Here is a 21,006-nt window from a genome sequence, read left to right on the forward strand (position 1 = left end):
GCATGTATAGCCCTAAAAACTCTTACCATTAGAGTGAAATTTCTAATTTTCATCCCTATATAGAGGAACGAATGCGAGATTATCGCGTTAAAGCTGTGAGTATTTCTAATACTCTACACAAAATTAAGGGCTGATTAACCATGAGTAAGGCAATCTGTTGCCATAAGAGCACAGTTGTAATGATTCTTTCACGGGGTGTGAGATGAAGCATTGTAACGACAAGGCGGAGGCTATAGGCCCCGCCGCTATGGTAGATTATATGCGACCAAAGCGTTATATATTTGCGGGCTGGGCTGTTGCTATGACAGCGATTGCCGGCGCGGCATGGGCCTTTCCCGCCATTGCGGAAAAGGCTGCAAGCCAGCGTGAGTCGGCTGTGTGGCAAGCGCGGGCCGAAGCTTTCCAAGGCGTAGATCTGTCACAGGTTAAAATTTCGGGCCTTGCCGAAACGCTAAGTGATTATCATCTCGACAAAACCCTCGCTAATTCGCTTATGCGCGATGTCGCCATGACCGAAGACTTACTGGCCGTTGAGCCGGACGTTTTCGACACAGCAAAGTTTAAAGCCCAAGAGCATCGCTGTCTGGCCGAGGCCGTTTATTACGAAGCTCGCTCAGAGACCAAATCAGGCCAAAAAGCTGTGGCTGAAGTGGTTCTCAACCGCGTTAAATCTAAGCATTACCCTAACACAATTTGCGGCGTTGTTTATCAAGGTGCCGAGCGCAGAACAGGCTGTCAGTTCAGCTTCACCTGTGATGGCTCAACCATGAAAGAGCCCATAGGCAAACATTGGGTGCGTTCCAAAGATGTGGCGGCCCTCGTGATAACAGGCGGCGTCCAACCTTTCACGGACCGTTCGACGCATTATCATACTGTGGCCGTAAACCCGGTTTGGTCAGATTATCTGCGCCCCACGAAACAAATTGGTTATCACAAATTTTACCGCTTTAAATTCAAAGAACGCCCGGCCAAAAGCGCGAGCGTAAACGTCGCCCCGCCGACCTAGAGATCATCAGGTGAGAACGTCTGTAAGCGCAATAAAAGCGTATGCAGATTATGATTCAGATTAGACTACTACTTTTAGGCGCTGCTTTTTTAATTCAGTCTCACCCAGCTTTTGCCAGTGAACATTCTGCCGCCACCTTACATCCCTTGTCACAGCCAGGACAGATAAGCCTTACACCTGCCTTTACGCCTGATGGGAAAACCGCTTATTTTGCCCTTTCAGAATGCGCTAATATTGGAAACTGTCCTCAAACCCTGCACATAGCACGTTTTGAGGACGGGACTTGGACGAAGCCGGAACGTTTGGGGTTGTCCCTTAAGGGGTATAACGGGGAGACCGCGCGGGTGGATTGGCCCAGCGTGACGCCGGATGGGAAGACTCTTCTGTTCTCTTGGTCGCGCGAGCGCGCAGAGAAGCTGTCCGAAAGCCCGATGGAGGACTTTGACCTCTGGTCTTTGGATCTAAGTGACAAAAATGCCAAGCCCATAGCGTTGCAGGGCGAAGCGCTTAACCTCACCCGCGGCGGACGCCTTGGGAGGATCGAGTATTTCTATAATGAAACAGCCCCTGAATTGACAGATACTGGCGAGCTTTACTTCTGGACTCAACGGGAAGGCGGCGCTGGGGGGCGTGATATTTACCTTTCTCGTAAATTACCTGATGGCCGGTTTACCAAACCGGAAATTTTACCTGCGCCAATCAATACGGCTGGCAATGATACACTAAGTTGGATGAGTGCTGATGGGGCCACAATGCTGCTCACGCGAAATGGTGATATTCACCGAAGTAAAAAGGTTGATGGAGTCTGGTCCGAGCCTATGCCGCTCGGCCCTCATATAAATTCTTCTTATTCTGACTTTGCTGCCACACTCACGCCTGACGGTAAGTCCATTGTGTTTTCATCCACACGTCCGGGCAAAGACGGAGTGGCGGGGCTTATCCAAATATGGCAAGCTGCTTATAAAGATTAAATTTGGTCTCTGACATATCTCTGTCATGCTCATAAAGTAAGGTTCTGTTATGATGAAATTAGGTAGAAATCTTGCGCTGACGACGGCCCTCTCAATCGGGGCCTTGGCTATGGTCGGATGCGAAACAACGGCGACGCCCTCGAAGAGCTCTATGGTGTCCTCTTCTAAAGCCGCCCAAGCCGTCACGCCAATGCCGTCCAAGGCTTTGCCTGAAACTCTGACCCGTATTGCATTTGGCTCTTGCCTGTCGGAAAAAGAAGATCAATCGATTTGGGCAACCATTGCGGCGGAAAAGCCTGACGCCTTTATCTTTATGGGCGATAATATTTACGGCGACGCTTATCGCAGCGACCCGCTTTTTTCTGACCCGTCTATGCCAAAAATGCGCAGCTCTTATAATAAGTTGGCCTCTCATCAAGAATTTGCAAATTTCCGCGCCCAAGTGCCTGTCATGCCAATTTGGGATGATCATGATTACGGGGCCAATGATGGCGGGGCAGATTACTTGTTCAAAGATCAAGCCAAAGAGCTTTTCCTCGACGCCTGGGCCATTCCGCAAAATGATATCCGCCGCAAACGGGACGGTGTTTATACCTCTCAAATTATTGGCGAGGCGGGCAAGCGTGTTCAAGTCATCCTGCTCGATACACGAAGTTTCAGAACCTATCTACAGGCCACTGACAAACGTAATGCCCCCGGTAAAGAGCGTTATGTGCCGCTGGAAAGTGATAACGGCACATTGTTGGGCGAAGCGCAATGGGATTGGCTTCAAGGCGAACTTCAAAAGCCCGCCGATCTTCGCCTTCTCGTCTCATCCATCCAAGTGATTGCCGACGGTCATGGCTGGGAAGCGTGGCGCACCATGCCTGCCGAGCGTGAGCGGCTTTACAACATGATTACGCAGACAGGCGCGAATGATGTGCTTATGCTCTCGGGCGACCGCCATGCGGGGGCCTTTTATAAGCGCGAAGGCGTCGCGCCCTATACGCTTCATGAATTCACATCATCTTCGCTAAACCTCCCGGCCAGTAAGTGGCGCGCAGAAAGCGGCGAAACTCGCATCGAGGACGGCCCTTACCGTACAACAACAATGCAATTTGACGTCAATTACGGCCTCATGGACATCGACTGGGAAAAACGCCAAGCCAAAGTGCGCTTGGTCAGTCCGGGCAATGACAGCTTTGTAGAGACGGTTGAGTTTTAGGAAGGCGAAGGGGGCTGTGAGTTAAGGTGTTGAGAGGACCAAAATAAGGCGTCCGCTCAGAACAATAGCTGGCCTTAGCGAGAGGCTTAAGCTTCGTAAACTAATTTCTATCAATTGCTTCAAAAGAGTTGAAAACACGGCAAGGGTTCTCCAAATTTTCGAGAAGTATTCTAAGTTTGAGTAAAATATTAGGCGGTGAATCTCTAGGTGATGTGAAGAGTTTCAGTAGTGCCTACCAGAAAATATCTCTTGCATTGAATTAGAGGAAAGATTTGTGAACTTTGGAGCCATTGCAGAAGAGTATGCGTTTGAAAATTATGATGAAGCGCGAACTTCATTCCTGAAAAAGGTAAACGCGACTGGCGGCATCCTAAGAACATATCTCCATCCTGATTCACCTCAGCTAGACGGTACTGAGTTCGCAATAGATACTGCCTGGTATGGCCCTAAGGATGCAGACGCCGTATTAATTATGGTAAGCGGGACACACGGCTTGGAGCTGTTTAGCGGATCGGCAATGCAGCGGCTTTGGGTTGATAATTTCCAAAGCGCCCTTCCGTCAAATATTGGCGTTTTACTAGTTCATTCCGTGAATGCTTACGGAAGCGCTTACTATAGCCGCACAACAGAAAACAATGTCGACCTCAATCGTAATTTTATTGACTTTTCAGATCAGCCAAAAGCCACAGCATTAACCGAAAAGGTTCAGAATGCACTATGCGTGTCGAAACCAAAAGGTCCTCGTAATATGATTGTGGCCGCAAACTTGCTCTGCTTGGCTATTCGGCATGGCAAAAGCAAAGTTGTCAATGAGATTACGGGTGGTCAGTATGAACGCCGAGACGGTATCGGGTTTGGCGGCTTTGCCCCTGAATGGTCTAATAGAATGCTCAATCAAATTGTAACTGAGAACTTAACGAATGCTAAAAAGGTGGCCATTATCGACTGGCATACGGGTATCGGTTCTTATGGGGAACCGTTTTTTTTATGTTTCGACTCCCCTAACTCGCCCGAATTTCGAAGGGCTGAGACTTGGTGGGGGGCTGCTGTTAATGATGACGCGGCTGGATATGACGGCAATGATCGGCCCGATTATTCTGGATTGCTACTTAAATCAGTCAAGGACAAGGTCCAATCACTCGGCGCTGAGACTACCTCCGCCGTGATTGAGTTTGGTACATTTTCTAATCAGAAAATGTTACAAGCCCTCTTACTAGACCGTTGGCTACGGTGTGAAGACTTCGGCTCGGAGCCAGCAAAACAGGCTGCACATATTAATCAGATAAGACATCGTTTCTGCCCAAATGATCCAGTTTGGCGTGAAAGCGTGATCAAGGAAGGGTATTCTATTTTGAATCAGACCATGCAAGGCCTTTCAAGCTGGAAGAAAACTGATGGGTGATATTTGCTTAGATCATATTGTTATCTTTGTTCCAAACCTTCGAGACGCGATTTCAAATTTTTCAGCTTTGGGCTTTAATGTTGTTTTGGGCGGCGAACATGAAGCAACTGAAAACGCATTGATTGTCTTTGATGATCAAACATATTTAGAACTACTTGCCTTAAAACGAACACGGCTTAGGAAGTACATTCGGCTAGCAGCTTTGACTGGAATTCTGAAATTAATTGCCCGCAGGAAGATGGATTTGCAGTGGCGTCTTCTGCCTTGGGTGACGTATAAATTTGGCAGTATTGATTGGTGCATTCGTGTCAAAGACGTTGAGAAGACGTTAAAACATTGGGAAAGCAATGAACTTACTAACCTAGGTAGTCAGGAATTTTCGCGTGAGAGACCGGATGGTCGCACTGCTAAATGGATTTTGGGTAGCTTGAAGAATGTTGATTTACCCTTCCTTCTTTCAGATGTATCGAAAATAGATGTGCGCATACCAGTGCCTACAGCTCCACATCCAAATGGTGTGACGGGTATAAGTAAAATCTGGATTGCAACTCGCAATATAACTCAGGCTACCCGTCGATTTGATGCCTGTTTTTTAAAAGGTAAGTCAAATTCGAACTGCAGCTTGTCTTATTTAGCAGATGGAAAACGCCTAGAATTGGTCGATGCAAGTCATCACAAAGGAAAAATCGCATTGCAGCTTAAAGGGTCTCGCGAGGAAGAGACAATACTCGATCCAAGGAAAACCTTTGGAATGAGAATAATGATTTCTTCCCGTGATGGGTAATATTTATTTTTGAAATACGAGATGATGAAGCTAACGTCCGAAAAAAGGATGTTTTAACAAAAATATGAGCCCTTAATTAGGCGCTATCCCTAAAGACTTTGTGTGGCTCAGGCCCTTCTAACTTGCATCCATTCCGATATCGAAATTCGGGGCACTATGTGTGAGTGCCCCAATAGAAATAACATCGATGCCAGTCTGGGCGAGGCCTTTGACGGTGGTTAAGTTTACACCGCCAGAAGCTTCGAGCGTCGGGCGAGGACCGTCAAATCCATCGACTATGGCAACGGCTTTGGTCAATTTCTCTGCTCTCATATTATCAAGTAGCACAACATCCGGGGCGTATTTCAGTACTTTTTTCAGTTGCGCGAGTGTGTCCACTTCGACGCTGACTTTGGTCATGTGATCGGCGTTTTTGGCGATGGTTTTGAGGGCTTTATCAACCCCGCCTGCTAGCGCGATATGGTTATCTTTAATCATGATAGCTGCGGCGAGGCTCTCGCGGTGAGTAAAGCCTCCGCCCGCGAGGACGGCTTGTTTTTCAACTGCGCGCAGCCCTGGCGTGGTTTTGCGGGTGGCGGCGATGCGCACCTTTGTGCCCTTCACTAAAGCGACATATTGCGAGGTGAGGGTGGCCACACCCGACATGCGGCCAAGGAAATTCAGCGCGACCCGTTCCGCGGATAAGAGCGCCCGCGTAGGTCCTTCGACGGTGGCAATGATGTCGCCTCCTTTGACCTTGGAACCATCGCCTTTTTTGACCGTAAATTTTACGCGAGGGTCAACCATAGAGTAAGTCATCTGCGCAGCTTGCATTCCAGCGATCACGCCGACTTCGCGCGAGCGCATCATGAGCTTGCCTTTGGCGCTTGCGGGGACGAGCAGGTTAGCGGTGAGGTCCCCGCTATTGCCAAAATCCTCATCCAAGGCACGGCGCACCATAGGTTCAATAACTGTCGGGGGAAGAGGCGTAAGTTTGGTCATGCTTTATCCAGAAAATTTCGGCGAAGATAACTTGCAAACATAGGCACGGTAAAGTCCACGTCACCATGTTCAGGGCTGTAAATCATACCTTTGTGAATGATTTTAGCACGGCGGGGGCCGAGTGTGTTGACGCTCTCGCCTAATTGGTCGGCGATGTCAGAAGATTTATACGGCCCGTCCCCCAGCTCAGCCATAGCCAATACATATTCCCGCTCCTTGGGCGTGAGGCGGTCATAGCGCACACGAAAGAAGCCTTCGTCCAATCTGCGCAGTGCATTGATGGAGGCGTCTTTTACATCCGTCCGAGTGAAGGGGGAGGTCTGCGCAATGTTCCAAACCTGAAAGCCCCATTCTTGTAGGAAATAGGGATAGCCTTCTGTCACTTTGATAATATCGGCTACGGCGTCATTCGTGATACTCTCTTCCTCGTCTTCTATCGGAAGTCGGATAGCGGCGGCTGCGGCGCTATCGTTGAGTGCGCCAATTTTGGGAAACAGAAAGAGCCGTTCTGCATAGGATTTAGCTTCGCCGCTCAGCGCCGCGATTTGCGGCAGGCCTGCGCCGAAAAATAAAATCGGCAATCCCTTTTGGTTCATGCGGTGAATGGCAACGATGAGCGCGGAAAGTTCGGGCTTGGACAGATATTGTACTTCGTCAATCAGTAGCGTCCAAGCGCGTCCTGCGGATTGTGCCGCTTCGCCCACGGCAAAAAATAAATCTATTAAATCATATTCCAAGATACCGCTATCAGCGGAGCCGGGCTGCGGGTCGACCGAGATTGAGACATCTCCAACAGTGATTTTAAACGCGCCGGCAAAGCTGCGTAAACTGCGCAGCGCGGCGTGGGTTTTTGTTTTAGCGTCCTCGACGAATGAGAGTTTGCGTAGAACCTGATGGATTTTAGGATAGAGCAATTCCGCCAGATTACGGTCGTCAGGGGCTTCGACAAAGGATGTCATGTGGTCATTGTCGAGCGCGATATTCTCAATCTTATTAAGAAGAACGGTCTTTCCCGTCCCGCGTAAACCCAGCAATATTTGCGAGCGGTCATGCTTGCCGCGCAATATACGCTGAATAGCAATTTCGGCCGAACGTATCAAATCATCCCGCCCCGCAAGCTCCGGTGGCTGCGATCCTGCGCTGGGCGCAAAGGGGTTTCTAATCTCATCCATAAGCCAAATATAGGGAGTTTATCCATATATAGCAAGTTTTAGATATAAATGGGTAATAGTGGTATATTTACATTTTATATGGGCTCATATTCAGGGAACAAAAGCCATTATTCATCGTTATATAGTTGTAAGGAGACTTGACATGACATCACCTGTAAAACTTGATTATAAAAAATATGGAACGCCGGCAAAGCTTACGGCAGATAAAAGCCTGTCTGATGCAGAGAAAGTCAAACTTCTCCAATGTTGGCATGATGATGAAGAAGCGCTTATCCGCGCCTCTGCAGAAGGTTTATCTGGCGGCGAGCCAAGCCGATTGCAAGAGGTTCTTGAAGTCCTAAAAGATTTGAAGTGTCAGGACGAGCTTAACAACAATATTTAATCCAACATGTCATAAGTGATATAGCTTGAGACGGCTTCGTCTTTCATCTTCGTAAAATCATCGCGGAAATGTCCGCCGCGAGATTCTTCGCGCGCGAGGGCTGAGGCGGCTATCATTTTTGACGCGATTAGTGGATTGGCACGGCCGACTTGCTCGATAAGGGTATCAATATGAGCCAAAAGCTTATTTAATTTCGCAGCGTTACGGCGTACGCCGCAATTTGCGGTCATGGCATTGCGCAGGGATTGACTGACTTCTGGCCCCATAGAGAGCCAAGGCTGGCTGCGTATCATGCCGGCCTTTTTCTCGCTCCAATCGCGCCCATTAATATAGTCTGCCGCGCGGCCACCAAAGACTGTGGCTTCGAGCAGGGAGTTACTGGCGAGGCGGTTCGCTCCATGAACGCCGACGGCAGAGCATTCTCCGACAGCCAGAAGTCCGTCCAAATTACTCTGCCCATAACTATCCGTCGCGATGCCGCCCATGTGGTAATGCACAGCGGGCGCGATGGGAATTAATTGCGTGCGCGGGTCGATGCCTGCGCTCATGCAGCTTTCAAACACAGTCGGAAATTCTTCGGGGAAGTGAGAGCCCACGGCTTTGCGGCAATCCAGATAAGGCTGACGTCCCGCCTCTATTTCAGCAAATATGGCCCTAGCCACATCATCTCGGGGGGCCAGTTCGCCTTGCTCGTGATAACGCGGCATAAAGCGCACGCCTTTGGCATTGGTCAGCACGGCGCCGTCGCCGCGCAGGGCTTCGGTGGCGAGCGGAGCCGGGTCGCGGCCTATATCTATTGCGGTGGGATGGAACTGCACAAATTCCATATCTCGCATCTTTGCGCCAACAACAGCCGCCATACCCAGCGCATCACCGCGTGCCGTACGCGGGTTGGTCGTAACGGCAAAGAGCCCGCCCACGCCGCCTGTGGCCATAACCGTAATATCGGCTTCGATACCCAGCAAAGCACCTTCATCATTACGTGCCAAAGCCCCTGCCACGCCGCCATGGCCATCGGTGAGCAAACTTTCCGCGCGCCAGCCAATCAGGCCTTCAATGTGGTCAGCCTCTTGTGCGCGTTTGACCATGACTTTGATAATCTCCGCACCCGCCGTATCGCCTTTGACGCGGGCCACGCGGGGCATAGAATGTGCGGCTTCAAGGGAGAGGTAAAGCTCGCCTTTATCATTACGGTCAAAAGGCACGCCGAGATTCGCAAGATCTCTCACACGGTCAGGCCCTTCGCTGGCAAGGATATGGGCGATGTGATGATCCACCAGCCCATCACCTGCTGCAATCGTATCTTTAGCGTGGACTTCCGCCGTATCATCAGGCGATAGCGCTGCTGCAATCCCGCCCTGCGCCCAAGCCGAGGCCGAGCCAACAGAGGAGCGCCGAGAGGTCAGGACATAGACTTGGCGAGGGGCGAGTTTTAGCGCGAGGTAGAGGCCCGCGAGTCCCGCGCCCACGACAAGGACAGAGCCCGCGGGGAGGCGTTTTGTTTCGAGGGAGCCTAGGGTCATGGTTTATAGTCAGGATTATAAACTGACGCAGAAGCTTCAAGTGCACCATCGATGTCTTCTATCATATCCTGAATCCGCATATTTGATATTGGTTGAGGGAAAACAACTGAGCGCAGAAATTTGGAACGGGCTGTGGTATTCATTGTTTTCCAACCTTCTCTACTGAGTAAATGAGCGCTATTACTTAGGTGTAAAGTAATCTCCCGGAAAAAGTCCTTCAGGTTCCAGTCTTGTTGCGTGAACCCTTCTTTTAAATAGTAGTCGGGTGCTCCGAAATCCATCTCATTGCCTGAAACAGGAGAATAGCCAGGCTCGGCATCAATTAATGATTTCAGTAGTTCGTTAACCCAAGGGTTTGCTAATAAGTCATTATCAAATTTATCCCCAAACTTCGCCCGCGTAACTAGCCCCGATAACAAAATTGCGACGGATTGTCCTTCAGAAAACTCGAAGAGAACATTGTTATTAGCGTCAATAATTTTGCCAGGCATTTGCTAATATCCTTGTGCGGCACAAAAGAGCGCCATAAGGATTCGCGTTTTTTGCGCATTATGTGCACATTTTGTCTTTGACCAAAAGCGCACTAAATTACCTTCACATCAACTTCAGGTAGGCTCGAGTCGAAGTGCCCCTTCACGGCGTCGAATTTTACATTGATCATATCCATCACAGCTTTATGCGCCTTCTTGCGCATCGTTTCCGGCACCAGCACTTCATTGGTTTCATCGCGAAGGCACTCATAGATACCCTCTAGCGTGATGCGTTTCATATGGGGGCAGAGGTTACAGGGGCGCACGAAATCTGTGTCTGGATTTTCCATGGCGACATTGTCGGACATGGAACATTCTGTGAGCAGGATAACGTTCTTCGGGCTGTTGTCGCTGACATAATCGCTCATCGCTTTGGTGGACCCTGTGAAATCAGATTCTGCGACCACTTCGGGCGGGCATTCAGGATGCGCCAACACGACGACGCCGGGATGAGCTTCGCGCATATCCCGTACGTCTTGGGCACTAAATCTTGCATGGACTTCGCAGCGGCCATGCCAAGCTATCACTTCAATTTTGGTTTGCTTAGCCACATTTTTGGCGAGGAATTCATCGGGCAGCATGATGACTTGGTCCACGCCCCATTCGGCGCAGATATGCTCAACAATGGCCACGGCATTTGACGAAGTACAGCAAATATCGCTCTCGGCTTTCACGTCCGCTGAGGTGTTGACATAGGTTACAACGGGAATACCAGGATAACGCTGTTTAATCAGTTTAATATCTTCGCCCGTAATAGAAGAGGCGAGGGAACAGCCTGCGCGCATGGACGGGATAAAGACGCGCTTATTGGGGCAGAGAATTTTTGATGTCTCCGCCATGAAATGCACGCCGCCTTGGATAATCATATCGGCATCGGTTTTCGTGGCTTCTATGGCGAGGCCAAGGCTATCGCCTGTATAATCCCCTACAAGGCCGAAGATATCTGGCGTCATATAATTATGGGCCAGGATAACGGCATTTTTCTTTTTCTTAAGCGTGTTGATCGCATGAACAAGCGGCGCATAAGAAGGCCATTCAAATTTTGGAATGAAATCTGAGACTTCGTCATAAAGATGATCAGTCGCCGCTTTGACCTCATCGTCATAAACGAGGCCCTTGGGCAAGCCATCAATATCGTTGCCCGGCATGGCGCAGACTCCGTTCTCAACTTCGAGGGTCTGGCCAATCCAGCGGCCATTTTCCCAATTGATGAGCTCCTTACCCATATGCGTCGTCCTCCTAAGGCTTAAGTCCCCACTATATAAGGAGGGGCGATGCGTTTTACCACTGATTTTCGGCGTTAACCTTTTGTTCATCCTCGTTCATAAAAGGTTAATTTTCGTCCTGCTTATCTATACTGTCACGTTATAGGAGATGTCAGTCATGTCAGACGTCATAGAGAAATCTACGAAGCGCTTATTGCGATATCTGGTGGCAGGCAGCTTCTTTATGGTTGCAGGTGCGTTGTTTTATGCAACCCAAACAGAGACTTTGGATTATTGCCGTGCGCTTTATGATATTGAGCTGATGAGCGTGACGCCATAGCTCTCTTTCACTTTCTTTCTAGGCTCCCTCATTTAGCGCTTCAAACCTATCTAAAAAGAGCTGTTCTGCTTTGACGACAGAGAGCGGGTCGATAGTGACTTTTAAATCTCTTGGGGGCGGGATAAAAAATTTATCTGCCTCTACGGGGTCAAAGCCTGCGATTTGTGTCGCTTCGAACCAGGCGCAATACAGATCGCATTGTTTAATTTTCTTCTTTAGCGCTGGGGCCATTTTAGGCGGCAATCCATAGCGCAAATGTATCGCCTCTTCGAGCCGGGCTTCAAAGGCTTTGTAATCAATCCCAAGCGCCGCCTTAAACGGGCTAATCATATCGCCAATTACATATTCCGCCGCGTCATGAAGCAGGGCCGTAAGACGGTCTTCGCGGGTCGATTTCGGGTTTAGCGTGGTGAAGAGATGTTCCACGACAACGCTGTGTTCTGCAACGCTGAAAGCATGATCGCCTGAGGTCTGCCCATTCCACCGCGCCACACGTGCAAGGCCTCGCGCAATGTCCTCAATTTCAATATCAAAAGGCGAAGGGTCAAGCAGGTCGAGACGGCGACCTGACAACATACGTTGCCAAGCGCGGGCGGGCGGAGATTTAGCCATTACAGCTCCGCACTTGCGAGCATCACGTCTATTAAGACCGCAATGTCAGGGTCAAACTTTCTCCAAGGAAAGAATCGCGCGCGGCCATTACGGGGATAGAGCTTATAACCATCTAAATGAAATTGAACGTCGCCAATGCTCTTCCACCCTTTTCGAAAGTTTAGGTCTCCTTGCACGGCAAAAGCTTTATTGGTGATGTAAAGTTTGGAGCCTTTCAGCTTTTGATAACCGTGTAAGACCTCGCCGCGCACAGGACGATAGTCGCGGCTATAGGGATCGAGAATAGGTAGCTCGACAAAGCCGCTATCGTCACTTTCGACGTCAATAATCAGTTTGCTGCGCGCGCGCTCCAAACGGCGGTTCATCCACCATTTACTTATCCATCGCCACACGGATTAAGCAGCGACTTTGCGCACAAAAATAGCGCCCGCAGAATATCCCGCCCCAAAGCTACAAATCAGGCCTTTATCGCCATCATTGAAATCATCATTATATTTGTGAAAGGCTATGATAGAGCCCGCCGAGCTCGTATTGGCATATTCATCCAAAACAACGGGGGCTTTTTCAAGCTCAACATCTTTGCCCAAAACCTTTTTAGCGATGAGGTGGTTCATGGACAAATTCGCTTGGTGAAGCCACATGCGTTTGAGCTCATGTGGATCGAGGCCGTTAGCTTCGCATTCTGTGCTAATCATTTTCGCCACCATGGGCACAACTTCTTTAAAAACGCTGCGGCCATTTTGAACAAAGAGCTTATCAGTCAGACCTTTCTTTCCGCGCTCGCCTGTCATGCCGTCATCCTCAGGGGCGCAGTGATTAAGAAAGCCAAAATTATTTCGGATATTATTGGAAAATTGTGTGACGAGCTTAGAGCCGATAATCTCCCAATGCTCCGCAGGGGCTACATCGTCAGCTTCGACGAGGATTGCCGTAGCAACATCACCAAAAATAAAATGCGCGTCACGGTCTTTGAAATTTAAATGCGCGGTGCAGATCTCAGGGTTTACCACAAGGACAGATTTGGCTTGTCCGCCGACAATAAGTCCCCGCGCCGTTTCAAGGCCAAAGGTTGCGGAGGAACAGGCGACATTCATATCAAAGGCAAAACCTGATGTTCCAAGAATGTCCTGTACCTCTACGGCGACGGCGGGATAGCCGCGCTGTAAATTGGAACAGGCGACGATGACTGCGCCGACATCTTCAGGGCTGCGTCCTACTTTTTCGAGCGCGTCTTTGGCCGCATGGGCCGCAATTTCCGCTAAGATAGATGGCTCGTTATCGGGACGTGCAGGGATACGTGGCGCCATAATATTGGGGTCAAGGATTGGACCTTTTGATATCGCATAGCGCGATTTTACACCGCTAGCTTTTTCAATAAATTCTGCATTGGAATAGGTGAGAGCGGCTTTTGTACCAGCTTCGATTTCGGCAGCATTTTCCGAGTTCCATTTATCAACATAGGCATTGAAACTCTCCACGAGTTCTTCATTGGAAATGGAGTCTGTTGGGGTCCAGAGACCTGTGGAACTGATAACGGCTTTCATGGCAGAATTTTCCCTCTTATTCTATCCGCTGTCTTAGCGGCCCCAGATGCGTTCCGCCAGAGGTAATAATAAAAACGCTCTCACCTCACAGCGAAACGATTTTGCGCAAGGCCCGCGCCATAAACCAAATATTAACCACGTTCCTAGGGTGAATATTAGTGACTTAACGCTAAAAAATGCCCGAATTTCAAGATATTTTGTGGGTCCTAAAAGAGCGGTTGGCTAAATGGTAGAGTTTTCGAAAAGAGACAGGTTGAAGCTATTGGGAGGTGCAAGTGCGCTCTTGCTTTCGGCTTGCGGAGGTGGGGGCTCTGCGTCTTCGCCTGCGCCAAGTGCTGTTGTTCCGCCTCCGCCTCCGCCGCCCCCGCCTCCTCCTCCTCCTCCGCCTCCGCCTCCACCGCCGCCAACGGGGCTTACAGACGGACTTTTACGAGATACGTTCAGAAATGACTTTGTTATGGGCGCGGCGCTCAGCAGCTTTCAGGTTCAGCGCGGGGACATGTCCGCAAGTCTTGCCCAATCCCAATTTAACGGCATTACGCCAGAATTTCAGCTTAAAGCCGATGTTATCGCACCAAATGAAGGTACATTTGATTTTGGCCAAGCCGATGAGCTTGTCGATTGGGCTATCGCAAATGGCATGGAGGTGCGCGGGCATGCTTTATTGTGGCATGAAGCGACGCCAGCATATTTCCTTCAGGGCACGAATGCGCAAATCAGAACGCGCCTAGAGACTTACATCAGCACAGTCGTAGAACATTTTAGAGGCCGTATCACTGTGTGGGATGTCGTTAATGAAGTGGTTTCAACAGATATTTTTAATGGTAATAATGGCGTCGGCCCAGACCGCCGCACGGAATGGTTCGAAGCCGTAGGCAGCGGTGATTACCTTGATTGGGCTTTCCTTGCCGCGCGCGCTGCAGACCCAAATGCGCAGCTTTTCATCAATGATTACAACACTGAAAACAGCCTTAAGCGTGGATGGTTGATCGATATTGTTCGCCGGCTCCAAGACCGCAATGTCCCAATTGATGGTGTTGGACATCAAATGCATATCCGCCCAGACACATCCATTAGCGAAGCGCTGCAAGCGATTGATGATGTCGATAATGAGTTTATGGGGCTTATCAACCATGTCACTGAACTGGATATGGATGTGTATACGAATCCAGGGTCATGTTGGGAAAGCCAAACAAATTGCGAAGCAGATATGGGCCCTAATCCTCCGGAAGAGGTTTTAAACACCCAAGCGCAACGGATGCGGGAATTGTTTAACGGCCTGAAAGCCCGCAGCAGTGTCGAGTCGGTGACCATGTGGGGCGTCATGGATGGCGATAGCTGGCTTAATTCCTCACCGATTGAACGCTTTAACCACCCGCTTTTATTTGACAGAGACGGTGAACCCAAAGCGGGTTTCCTCGCCATTACGGATGATAATTACGTCATTGGTTAGGAGAATTCCCCAAATCTTTACAGGGCTTATAGGCATGGCACCCCACGGCGTGGTCATTGATCATGCCGACGGCTTGCATAAAGGCGTAGAGAATAACGGGGCCGACAAATTTGAAGCCGCGTTTTTTTAGCTCGATGGACATAGCAATGGATTCGGGACTGTCCACGGGGGCGTCCTTAAAGTCTTTCCAGCTATTTTGAATAGGTGAGCCGCCAACAAAGTCCCAAAGGTAATCGCTAAAATCTATGCCGTCTTCATCGCGCATTTTGACGAAAATATGTGCATTGGTGATTGTGGCATTCACTTTCAACTTCGAGCGGATAATCCCAGCATTAGAGAGCAATCTCTCGCGGTCTTTATCCGTGTAATGGATGATCTTGTCGGGATCAAAACCGTCATAGGCGCGCAGCATTTCCTCGCGTTTGCGCAAAATGGTAATCCAAGCCAGTCCCGCTTGCTGCCCATCTTGGATGAGTTTGGAAAAAAGCGCCTTACTGTCCCGAATTGGCCGTCCCCATTCCGTATCATGATAATGGGTGTAGAGCGGGTCGGTCGGTGGGACCCAGCCGCAACGTGGGATCTCTGGAATTACGTCATAGGTCATTTTGTGAGGCTCCTTTCGAGCACTTCCTCATAGCGGGATTTGCCCCAGCTATGATCGCCATCTATCCATTCCCAGTCTAGGTCAAAGGCAAGGCGTCCATCTTCTGTTTGACTGAATAGTGCGCTCGCCTTACCTGCCTTCAGAATCTTATCTGTGGTCAGGCAATGATAGAGCATATCGCCTTTATTCTCCGCTGTGAACTGTCCCATAATATGACCTTCGCGCACATCGCCGCCAAAATAATCAGCGTAGAAGACCATGCCTTCTTGCCAGAAATGAAAGCGGGTCTTGCCGCTCGCCACGCCGCTTTCGCTATTATGAACAGGGATAAAAACGCGGTTGTCGAGTGAGAGTTTCAAAGATATTTTTCCATGCCGATATTGGCGCGTTGATAGACGGGGTGTGGACCTTCGTGATTAACAGTCCAGCCATTTCGCGCATAGAGGCGCAGCGCGGCTTCGTTACGGGTGTTAGACAGCAGGAAAAGATAATCTAATCCCATCACGTCTTTGGCGTGGGCTTCAATCGCGCTCATTAAATGCTGCCCCACGCCATTTCCGCGAAACTTTGTATCAACGGCCATTTTTGTGAGCTCATAACGGCCATCTTCATGTTTCTTTAGCGCGCAAGCCCCTGCCACTTTGCCGCCAATGTGAGCGCTAAAAACATGATTGCCGTTTTGGATATAAATCTCAGGGTGGGCGACCATAAGCTTGTCGCTCTCTTCGAGAAAATGCAGATCCTCTATCCACGCGGCATTCAGCGCGGCAAAGCGGGGCAGAGCGCTTTCATCATCGAGGCGAATTTCAACTTCATTCTGAGCCATCAACGCTTCCAAAAATGTCTACCTCTTGGCCGTTCACGCTGGGTTCGACCTCGGCAGCTTTTAGGCGGTCTAAGCGAATAAGCCCCATAGCGAGCCTTTCATAGGAGTGATAAATTTCGCCAATCACGCGCTCCCCCGCCAGTATTTTATCACCGGCTTTTGCGGTCCCAATATGCCCGACGGTCCGCATGCGTTTTTTCACGGTCGTCATGCGCTTCATACGAGACACGACTTCTTGACCGACGAAACAGCCTTTTTTGAAATCCACACCGTTCATAAGGTCCATATTCGCATCGGCGGGGAAGGTGGTCACAGTCTCAAAATCCCATTCACTCTCCACCACACCGAGGGAGAGGCGGTGGGCGTTATAACCGCCATCCGCGTCCAAATAGTCCGTTGTGATGAGTCGGCGCCCAAGCGAGGCATGGCGGGGGTCGGCAAGGCCTTCTTCGCCCTGACCATCCCAGATGGCATAGACATTATGCGTTTCGGTGATGTCGGTGATCTCTATGGGCGCGCGGAGCTTATAAATGCGCAAACGTTTAAATAGGCTTTCGGCAAATTTAGGCGGTGTATCGAGCAGCAAGTCGTCACCCTCTTTGGTAACAAAAAAGTCTGCAATGATTTTACCTTGCGGCGTCAATAACGCAGCGAAGGACATAGGGCCCTTCAAACTGTTACTAATTAGCCCGTCAAGCCATGCGGCCGCGCCCTCTCCGGAGAGGCGAAAGACGGAACGATTAAGCTGAGCAATAGGCATGGAGAACAGATATGCCTGCAGAGCGTTCCTATCAAGCCCTATTGCTTAGGCGCAATAAATAAAAGAGGCGCCTAAATTTGGTCACATCCCTGCTTTACCTTATCTTTGAGTCGCGGCATAAGCGGGTGAAAAATTAAGAGGCTGGATAAAACCAAATGTTATTTATCAAACGCATATTTACGTGGTGGAACGGGTCAACATTTGGCACCAATTTACAAATCCGCCGTAAAGGGAACAAAGTCGGTGAAGATGCTTATGGGAATACCTATTATGAGCAAAAATCCGATGCCTATGACGGGCGTCTGCGCCGTTGGGTGACTTATACAGGCTATGCCGATGCCTCGCGCATTCCGCCAGAATGGCAGGGCTGGCTGAATTACACACATGAAGATGTGCCGACAGAAGATACCCGTCCTGATCATGAGTGGGAGTTGGAACACCGTCCGAATCTTACGGGGACAGTGCACGCCTATAAGCCTAAGGGCTCGCTAGACCGCGGCGGACAACGCGCCAAGGTCGCGGCTGATTACGAAGCTTGGAGCCCAGATGCGTAAGAGCCTTACAGCTTTACTGCTTACGGCACCGCTACTCTGCGGAACGGCTATGGCCGAGAACCTAAAGGGCCATGCCGTTGTCCTGCGCACGCTTGATAAAGTGACCGCCACGACCAAAGACTATACGGTTAAAATCGGTGAGGAGCTTAAATATGGCTCTCTGACAGTGGCTGTGAAACATTGCGAAAAAAAGCCGCCCGAAGACGTGCCAGAGACTTACGCTTTTCTGCAAATCGATGATCTAAAACTCGATGGTAAAGGCGATGAAGGCGAACAAGAACGCGTCTTCTCGGGCTGGATGCTCGCCAGCAACCCCGCGATAAGTGCGCTCGATCATGGCGTCTACGATATCTGGGTTATAGATTGTAAGGTTCCTGCGGTTCAGGGATTGCGTTAGGGTTTGCTTATAATATTATTTGAACCATGCTGGCTTTTGCCACCACGTTTTCTTTTTTGATTTTTCTTCAAGCTCTTTCAGTTTAGTCCAATACGCTTCTTGAGCTAAGAAATAAGCATTCGCTAATTCACAATGGTTAGCCTCAGATATATCAACAGTCATCTTTGTCTGGCAAAATTCATCATTTTCATAAAATGATGTCCTCAAGCTTCTTACTTTTTCTAACTGAAAATCTATCCCATCATTTACATAAGCTGATACTATCGTCTTACTAACTGACTCTTCTATAATTGAGCTAGTTTTGAAGTTATGATTGTTTGACTTAGGCAGTACAATTAACTGAATCTTACCGAGTTGAAAGTAAATGCCACAGTTAGCCCCGTTCATATGATGATAGACTTTTATTTTATGGGGTAGTGTGCCCCTAATTTCTTCTATTACCTCGATGTTTGTGTAAGTTTCAGGAGAAACACCCTCGCGTGATTTGTTCCATTTAGTTTCAAGAGGTCGTCCCCAAAAGACCACCTTATCTTCGACCCATTCACTGGTCATTCCGTCAGGATAACCCCAAGAACAAGCATAGGCGTTGCTGGAAGCCCATAAACTTATTATTATGGGCAAACTTAAAGTGAGAATTTGGATAAAATTCATGCCTATGTAATAATATTACATGGCTTGAGAGTCAACTAATACATCGTTACCTAAACATTCGGTGCTTCAAGGCGATAAGTTACTGGGTAGGTTACCACATCAAGCGCGGTAATGATGAGACTGGAAGGGAAACTAACTCACCTAAACATCCACCTCTTCAACGAATTGCGCGTGCTCTTGGATGAACTCAAAGCGCAAGTCAGCGCGTTTGCCCATCAGCGTTTCTACGAGGCTCTCTGTTGTTGTAATCTCTTCGCGGTCAATTGTTATCCGCGCTAACTGCCGCGTCTTCGGGTCCATTGTTGTGACTTTTAGCTGGGCGGGGTTCATTTCGCCTAGGCCTTTAAAGCGGCCAATATCGACTTTGGCGGCGCCTTTAAACACTGTCTGCATTAGCTCTTCGCGGTGTTCGTCATCAATGGCGTAAACCGTCTTACCCTTTTGCGTCATCTTATAGAGCGGCGGCATCGCCATATAAAGACGGCCCGCATCAATGAGTCCCGGTGTGTAGCGATAGAAAAACGTAATGAGCAGCGCTGCGATATGCGCGCCGTCCACATCTGCGTCAGTCATGATCACAACGCGTTCATAGCGCAGATCATCCAGCTCAAATTTCTTACCAATGCCAACACCAAGGGCGGTCATGAGATCACTAATCTCGTTATTGGCTTGAATTTTTGCCATAGTCGCGGATTCGACATTTAGGATTTTACCCTTAAGCGGAAGGATAGCTTGGGTCTCGCGGGAGCGGGCTTGCTTGGCTGAGCCTCCCGCAGAGTCGCCCTCGACGATAAAGATTTCCGTATCCTCCGAGCCTTTACGCGAACAGTCAGCAAGCTTACCGGGGAGGCGGAGTTTTTTGGTCGCCGTCTTGCGGCGTACATCACGCGCCTTGCGGCGCTTAACGCGCTCATCCGCCCGTTCAATCGCCCATTCGAGAAGCTTTGTTGCGTCTTTAGGGGAGCTGGCGAGCCAGTGGTCAAACGGGTCACGCACAGCATTTTCCACCATGCGCGCGGCTTCGGTATTAGAGAGGCGGTCTTTGGTCTGGCCTTGAAATTCTGGGTTCTTGATAAAGCAAGAGACAAGCGCGCCCGCCCCAAACATCACATCATCAGGCGTAACGTGGGATACCTTTTTGCCCATGCCTGCAATATCAGCATAGGCGCGCAGACCCTTAGTAATCGCCGCGCGAAGTCCTGCTTCATGGGTGCCGCCGCCTGCCGTGGGAACGGTGTTACAATAAGAGCGCACAAAGCTATCAGCCTCGCCGTAACCTTCCGGCGACCAACTAATCGCCCATTCCACGCGGCCATGGCCTGTTTGTTTTTTCGTGCGGCCCGCAAATATTTCAGAGGTGATGGTCGCTTTGCCGCCGAGAGTTTCAGAAAGAAAATCAGCAAGGCCTGAAGGGAAATGGAAGGTCGCTTGCTCAGGCACCTTATCCAGTTCTTTGACCAATGATGGATCGCATTTCCAGCGGATTTCAACGCCCGGCTGAAGATAGGCTTTCGCGCGGGCCATGCAGAATAAACGCGCGGCCTTGAACTTGGCTTTTGGGCCGAAAATTTCAGGATCAGGATGGAAGCTTACCTTCGTGCCGCGGCGATTATTTATCGGGCCCAGGTCTTTGATTTTCCCTTTAGGAATGCCTTTGGAAAACTCCATTTTGTAAAGGTTTTTATTCTTGGCAACTTCGACCTCAAGGAAGTCAGACAGCGCATTGACGACGGAAACGCCGACCCCGTGAAGGCCGCCCGAAGTTTCATAAGCGCCTTCTTTGAATTTACCGCCAGAGTGAAGCTCTGTTAGAATAACTTCGAGGGCTGATTTTTTCGGAAATTTTGGATGCGGCCCAACGGGAATGCCGCGTCCATTATCCGCGACCGACAGGATGCCGTCTTTATTAAGCTCGACCTCAATCCGCGTGGCATGACCTGCGACCGCTTCATCCATGGAATTGTCGATGACTTCGGCAAATAGGTGATGCAACGCCCGATCATCCGTTCCGCCAATATACATGCCGGGGCGCAGGCGCACAGGTTCTAGGCCTTCAAGAACCTCAATCGAACTGGCATCGTAATTATCTGTCATTATAGCGGTCT

At 49.6% G+C, this 21,006-nt stretch carries 24 protein-coding genes; 10 read left to right on the forward strand and 14 right to left on the reverse strand.

Annotated elements, in window-relative coordinates; all coding sequences use genetic code 11:
- Positions 1–202 precede the first annotated feature (202 nt).
- The 5 genes from F569_RS18840 to F569_RS0106660 all read left to right on the forward strand — a co-directional run bounded on the left by F569_RS18840 (position 203) and on the right by F569_RS0106660 (position 5,367).
- Positions 203–1,006 carry a cell wall hydrolase gene (locus F569_RS18840; protein ID WP_051279494.1) on the forward strand — a complete coding sequence of 268 codons (804 nt, stop codon included), beginning with the start codon at positions 203–205 and terminating at the stop codon, positions 1,004–1,006.
- Between the two features lie 50 nt (positions 1,007–1,056).
- The gene (locus F569_RS0106645; RefSeq protein ID WP_162143751.1) at positions 1,057–1,977 is read left to right on the forward strand and encodes a TolB-like translocation protein; all 921 of its coding nucleotides are present in this window, start codon (positions 1,057–1,059) and stop codon (positions 1,975–1,977) included.
- Positions 1,978–2,026: 49 nt separating this feature from the next.
- Positions 2,027–3,181, forward strand: a complete 1,155-nt coding sequence (locus F569_RS16900) for an alkaline phosphatase D family protein (protein WP_051279496.1) — start codon at positions 2,027–2,029, stop codon at positions 3,179–3,181.
- 274 nt (positions 3,182–3,455) lie between these two features.
- Positions 3,456–4,583 carry a DUF2817 domain-containing protein gene (locus tag F569_RS0106655; RefSeq protein WP_051279498.1) on the forward strand — a complete coding sequence of 376 codons (1,128 nt, stop codon included), beginning with the start codon at positions 3,456–3,458 and terminating at the stop codon, positions 4,581–4,583.
- A complete protein-coding gene (locus F569_RS0106660; protein WP_026941564.1) occupies positions 4,576–5,367 on the forward strand; it encodes a VOC family protein in 792 nt (263 codons plus the stop codon). Before F569_RS0106655 ends, F569_RS0106660 begins: the two co-directional genes overlap by 8 nt.
- A 117-nt stretch (positions 5,368–5,484) precedes the next feature.
- Here F569_RS0106660 and nadC read toward each other — a convergent pair whose 3' ends face one another.
- Positions 5,485–6,348, reverse strand: coding sequence for a carboxylating nicotinate-nucleotide diphosphorylase (nadC, locus tag F569_RS0106665; protein ID WP_026941565.1), 864 nt, complete (start codon positions 6,346–6,348; stop codon positions 5,485–5,487).
- Positions 6,345–7,520: an AAA family ATPase gene (locus F569_RS0106670; protein ID WP_026941566.1), complete on the reverse strand. Its 1,176-nt coding sequence runs from the start codon at positions 7,518–7,520 to the stop codon at positions 6,345–6,347. The genes nadC and F569_RS0106670 overlap by 4 nt, the downstream gene beginning before the upstream one ends.
- Positions 7,521–7,662: 142 nt before the next feature.
- Here F569_RS0106670 and F569_RS0106675 point away from each other — a divergent pair, with 142 nt between their 5' ends.
- Positions 7,663–7,902: a hypothetical protein gene (locus F569_RS0106675; RefSeq protein ID WP_026941567.1), complete on the forward strand. Its 240-nt coding sequence runs from the start codon at positions 7,663–7,665 to the stop codon at positions 7,900–7,902.
- On the opposite strand, the gene F569_RS0106680 is transcribed toward F569_RS0106675, so the two are convergent.
- The 3 genes from F569_RS0106680 to nadA form a co-directional block, all read right to left on the reverse strand.
- Positions 7,899–9,425 (reverse strand): L-aspartate oxidase, encoded by a 1,527-nt coding sequence (locus tag F569_RS0106680; RefSeq protein WP_026941568.1) that lies wholly within the window; start codon positions 9,423–9,425, stop codon positions 7,899–7,901. The genes F569_RS0106675 and F569_RS0106680 overlap by 4 nt on opposite strands.
- A complete protein-coding gene (locus tag F569_RS0106685; RefSeq protein WP_026941569.1) occupies positions 9,422–9,916 on the reverse strand; it encodes a hypothetical protein in 495 nt (164 codons plus the stop codon). Before F569_RS0106685 ends, F569_RS0106680 begins: the two co-directional genes overlap by 4 nt.
- Before the next feature lie 92 nt (positions 9,917–10,008).
- Positions 10,009–11,181: a quinolinate synthase NadA gene (gene nadA, locus F569_RS0106690; RefSeq protein ID WP_026941570.1), complete on the reverse strand. Its 1,173-nt coding sequence runs from the start codon at positions 11,179–11,181 to the stop codon at positions 10,009–10,011.
- Between the two features lie 157 nt (positions 11,182–11,338).
- On the opposite strand from nadA, the gene F569_RS19530 reads away from it, so the two are divergent.
- Positions 11,339–11,500 carry a hypothetical protein gene (locus F569_RS19530; RefSeq protein WP_154813668.1) on the forward strand — a complete coding sequence of 54 codons (162 nt, stop codon included), beginning with the start codon at positions 11,339–11,341 and terminating at the stop codon, positions 11,498–11,500.
- Between the two features lie 18 nt (positions 11,501–11,518).
- On the opposite strand, the gene F569_RS0106700 is transcribed toward F569_RS19530, so the two are convergent.
- Genes F569_RS0106700 through F569_RS0106710 form a run of 3 tightly spaced genes read right to left on the reverse strand, consistent with a single transcriptional unit; the run spans position 11,519 to position 13,656 of the window.
- Positions 11,519–12,112, reverse strand: coding sequence for an HD domain-containing protein (locus tag F569_RS0106700; RefSeq protein ID WP_026941571.1), 594 nt, complete (start codon positions 12,110–12,112; stop codon positions 11,519–11,521).
- Positions 12,112–12,477 (reverse strand): hypothetical protein, encoded by a 366-nt coding sequence (locus F569_RS0106705; RefSeq protein ID WP_026941572.1) that lies wholly within the window; start codon positions 12,475–12,477, stop codon positions 12,112–12,114. The genes F569_RS0106700 and F569_RS0106705 overlap by 1 nt, the downstream gene beginning before the upstream one ends.
- Positions 12,478–12,507: 30 nt before the next feature.
- Entirely contained in the window at positions 12,508–13,656 is a 1,149-nt protein-coding gene (locus F569_RS0106710) for a beta-ketoacyl-ACP synthase III (RefSeq protein ID WP_026941573.1), read from the reverse strand.
- A 226-nt stretch (positions 13,657–13,882) separates the two neighbouring features.
- Between F569_RS0106710 and F569_RS0106720 the strand changes: the two genes are divergently transcribed.
- On the forward strand, positions 13,883–15,109 hold the full coding sequence (locus tag F569_RS0106720) for an endo-1,4-beta-xylanase (RefSeq protein WP_026941575.1): 1,227 nt from the start codon (positions 13,883–13,885) through the stop codon (positions 15,107–15,109).
- Here F569_RS0106720 and F569_RS0106725 read toward each other — a convergent pair.
- From F569_RS0106725 to ygfZ, 4 genes are read right to left on the reverse strand one after another with little or no spacing between them, the layout of a single operon-like run.
- On the reverse strand, positions 15,099–15,713 hold the full coding sequence (locus tag F569_RS0106725) for a DNA-3-methyladenine glycosylase I (protein ID WP_154813669.1): 615 nt from the start codon (positions 15,711–15,713) through the stop codon (positions 15,099–15,101). The genes F569_RS0106720 and F569_RS0106725 overlap by 11 nt on opposite strands.
- On the reverse strand, positions 15,710–16,072 hold the full coding sequence (locus tag F569_RS0106730) for a hypothetical protein (RefSeq protein WP_034387968.1): 363 nt from the start codon (positions 16,070–16,072) through the stop codon (positions 15,710–15,712). Before F569_RS0106730 ends, F569_RS0106725 begins: the two co-directional genes overlap by 4 nt.
- Entirely contained in the window at positions 16,069–16,539 is a 471-nt protein-coding gene (locus F569_RS16905; protein WP_084168879.1) for a GNAT family N-acetyltransferase, read from the reverse strand. The genes F569_RS0106730 and F569_RS16905 overlap by 4 nt, the downstream gene beginning before the upstream one ends.
- Positions 16,526–17,200 (reverse strand): CAF17-like 4Fe-4S cluster assembly/insertion protein YgfZ, encoded by a 675-nt coding sequence (ygfZ, locus tag F569_RS16910; RefSeq protein WP_233353616.1) that lies wholly within the window; start codon positions 17,198–17,200, stop codon positions 16,526–16,528. Before ygfZ ends, F569_RS16905 begins: the two co-directional genes overlap by 14 nt.
- Before the next feature lie 254 nt (positions 17,201–17,454).
- Here ygfZ and F569_RS0106745 point away from each other — a divergent pair, with 254 nt between their 5' ends.
- Together F569_RS0106745 and F569_RS0106750 are read left to right on the forward strand one after the other, a co-directional pair.
- Positions 17,455–17,853, forward strand: coding sequence for an NADH:ubiquinone oxidoreductase subunit NDUFA12 (locus F569_RS0106745; RefSeq protein WP_026941578.1), 399 nt, complete (start codon positions 17,455–17,457; stop codon positions 17,851–17,853).
- Entirely contained in the window at positions 17,846–18,250 is a 405-nt protein-coding gene (locus F569_RS0106750) for a DUF2155 domain-containing protein (RefSeq protein WP_026941579.1), read from the forward strand. Before F569_RS0106745 ends, F569_RS0106750 begins: the two co-directional genes overlap by 8 nt.
- Before the next feature lie 15 nt (positions 18,251–18,265).
- Here the strand turns inward: F569_RS0106750 and F569_RS0106755 are convergent, their stop codons facing one another.
- Together F569_RS0106755 and parE are read right to left on the reverse strand one after the other, a co-directional pair.
- The gene (locus F569_RS0106755) at positions 18,266–18,901 is read right to left on the reverse strand and encodes a hypothetical protein (protein ID WP_026941580.1); all 636 of its coding nucleotides are present in this window, start codon (positions 18,899–18,901) and stop codon (positions 18,266–18,268) included.
- 141 nt (positions 18,902–19,042) lie between these two features.
- The gene (gene parE, locus F569_RS0106760; protein WP_034387971.1) at positions 19,043–20,995 is read right to left on the reverse strand and encodes a DNA topoisomerase IV subunit B; all 1,953 of its coding nucleotides are present in this window, start codon (positions 20,993–20,995) and stop codon (positions 19,043–19,045) included.
- Positions 20,996–21,006: the final 11 nt, after the last annotated feature.

This window comes from Hellea balneolensis DSM 19091 (assembly GCF_000428525.1).
In the GTDB taxonomy this organism is placed as follows: Bacteria; Pseudomonadota; Alphaproteobacteria; order Caulobacterales; family Maricaulaceae; genus Hellea; species Hellea balneolensis.

Excerpts from the sequence above, each read along its gene's own strand:
- F569_RS18840 (WP_051279494.1), top strand. The coding sequence starts at position 203 with ATGAAGCATTGTAACGACAAGGCGGAGGCTATAGGCCCCGCCGCTATG.
- F569_RS0106645 (WP_162143751.1), top strand. The coding sequence starts at position 1,057 with ATGATTCAGATTAGACTACTACTTTTAGGCGCTGCTTTTTTAATTCAG.
- F569_RS16900 (WP_051279496.1), top strand. The coding sequence starts at position 2,027 with ATGATGAAATTAGGTAGAAATCTTGCGCTGACGACGGCCCTCTCAATC.
- F569_RS0106660 (WP_026941564.1), top strand. The coding sequence starts at position 4,576 with ATGGGTGATATTTGCTTAGATCATATTGTTATCTTTGTTCCAAACCTT.
- nadC (WP_026941565.1), bottom strand. The coding sequence starts at position 6,348 with ATGACCAAACTTACGCCTCTTCCCCCGACAGTTATTGAACCTATGGTG.
- F569_RS0106670 (WP_026941566.1), bottom strand. The coding sequence starts at position 7,520 with ATGGATGAGATTAGAAACCCCTTTGCGCCCAGCGCAGGATCGCAGCCA.
- F569_RS0106675 (WP_026941567.1), top strand. The coding sequence starts at position 7,663 with ATGACATCACCTGTAAAACTTGATTATAAAAAATATGGAACGCCGGCA.
- F569_RS0106680 (WP_026941568.1), bottom strand. The coding sequence starts at position 9,425 with ATGACCCTAGGCTCCCTCGAAACAAAACGCCTCCCCGCGGGCTCTGTC.
- F569_RS0106685 (WP_026941569.1), bottom strand. The coding sequence starts at position 9,916 with ATGCCTGGCAAAATTATTGACGCTAATAACAATGTTCTCTTCGAGTTT.
- nadA (WP_026941570.1), bottom strand. The coding sequence starts at position 11,181 with ATGGGTAAGGAGCTCATCAATTGGGAAAATGGCCGCTGGATTGGCCAG.
- F569_RS19530 (WP_154813668.1), top strand. The coding sequence starts at position 11,339 with ATGTCAGACGTCATAGAGAAATCTACGAAGCGCTTATTGCGATATCTG.
- F569_RS0106700 (WP_026941571.1), bottom strand. The coding sequence starts at position 12,112 with ATGGCTAAATCTCCGCCCGCCCGCGCTTGGCAACGTATGTTGTCAGGT.
- F569_RS0106705 (WP_026941572.1), bottom strand. The coding sequence starts at position 12,477 with ATGAACCGCCGTTTGGAGCGCGCGCGCAGCAAACTGATTATTGACGTC.
- F569_RS0106710 (WP_026941573.1), bottom strand. The coding sequence starts at position 13,656 with ATGAAAGCCGTTATCAGTTCCACAGGTCTCTGGACCCCAACAGACTCC.
- F569_RS0106720 (WP_026941575.1), top strand. The coding sequence starts at position 13,883 with ATGGTAGAGTTTTCGAAAAGAGACAGGTTGAAGCTATTGGGAGGTGCA.
- F569_RS0106725 (WP_154813669.1), bottom strand. The coding sequence starts at position 15,713 with ATGACCTATGACGTAATTCCAGAGATCCCACGTTGCGGCTGGGTCCCA.
- F569_RS16905 (WP_084168879.1), bottom strand. The coding sequence starts at position 16,539 with ATGGCTCAGAATGAAGTTGAAATTCGCCTCGATGATGAAAGCGCTCTG.
- ygfZ (WP_233353616.1), bottom strand. The coding sequence starts at position 17,200 with ATGTCCTTCGCTGCGTTATTGACGCCGCAAGGTAAAATCATTGCAGAC.
- F569_RS0106745 (WP_026941578.1), top strand. The coding sequence starts at position 17,455 with ATGTTATTTATCAAACGCATATTTACGTGGTGGAACGGGTCAACATTT.
- F569_RS0106750 (WP_026941579.1), top strand. The coding sequence starts at position 17,846 with ATGCGTAAGAGCCTTACAGCTTTACTGCTTACGGCACCGCTACTCTGC.
- F569_RS0106755 (WP_026941580.1), bottom strand. The coding sequence starts at position 18,901 with ATGAATTTTATCCAAATTCTCACTTTAAGTTTGCCCATAATAATAAGT.
- parE (WP_034387971.1), bottom strand. The coding sequence starts at position 20,995 with ATGACAGATAATTACGATGCCAGTTCGATTGAGGTTCTTGAAGGCCTA.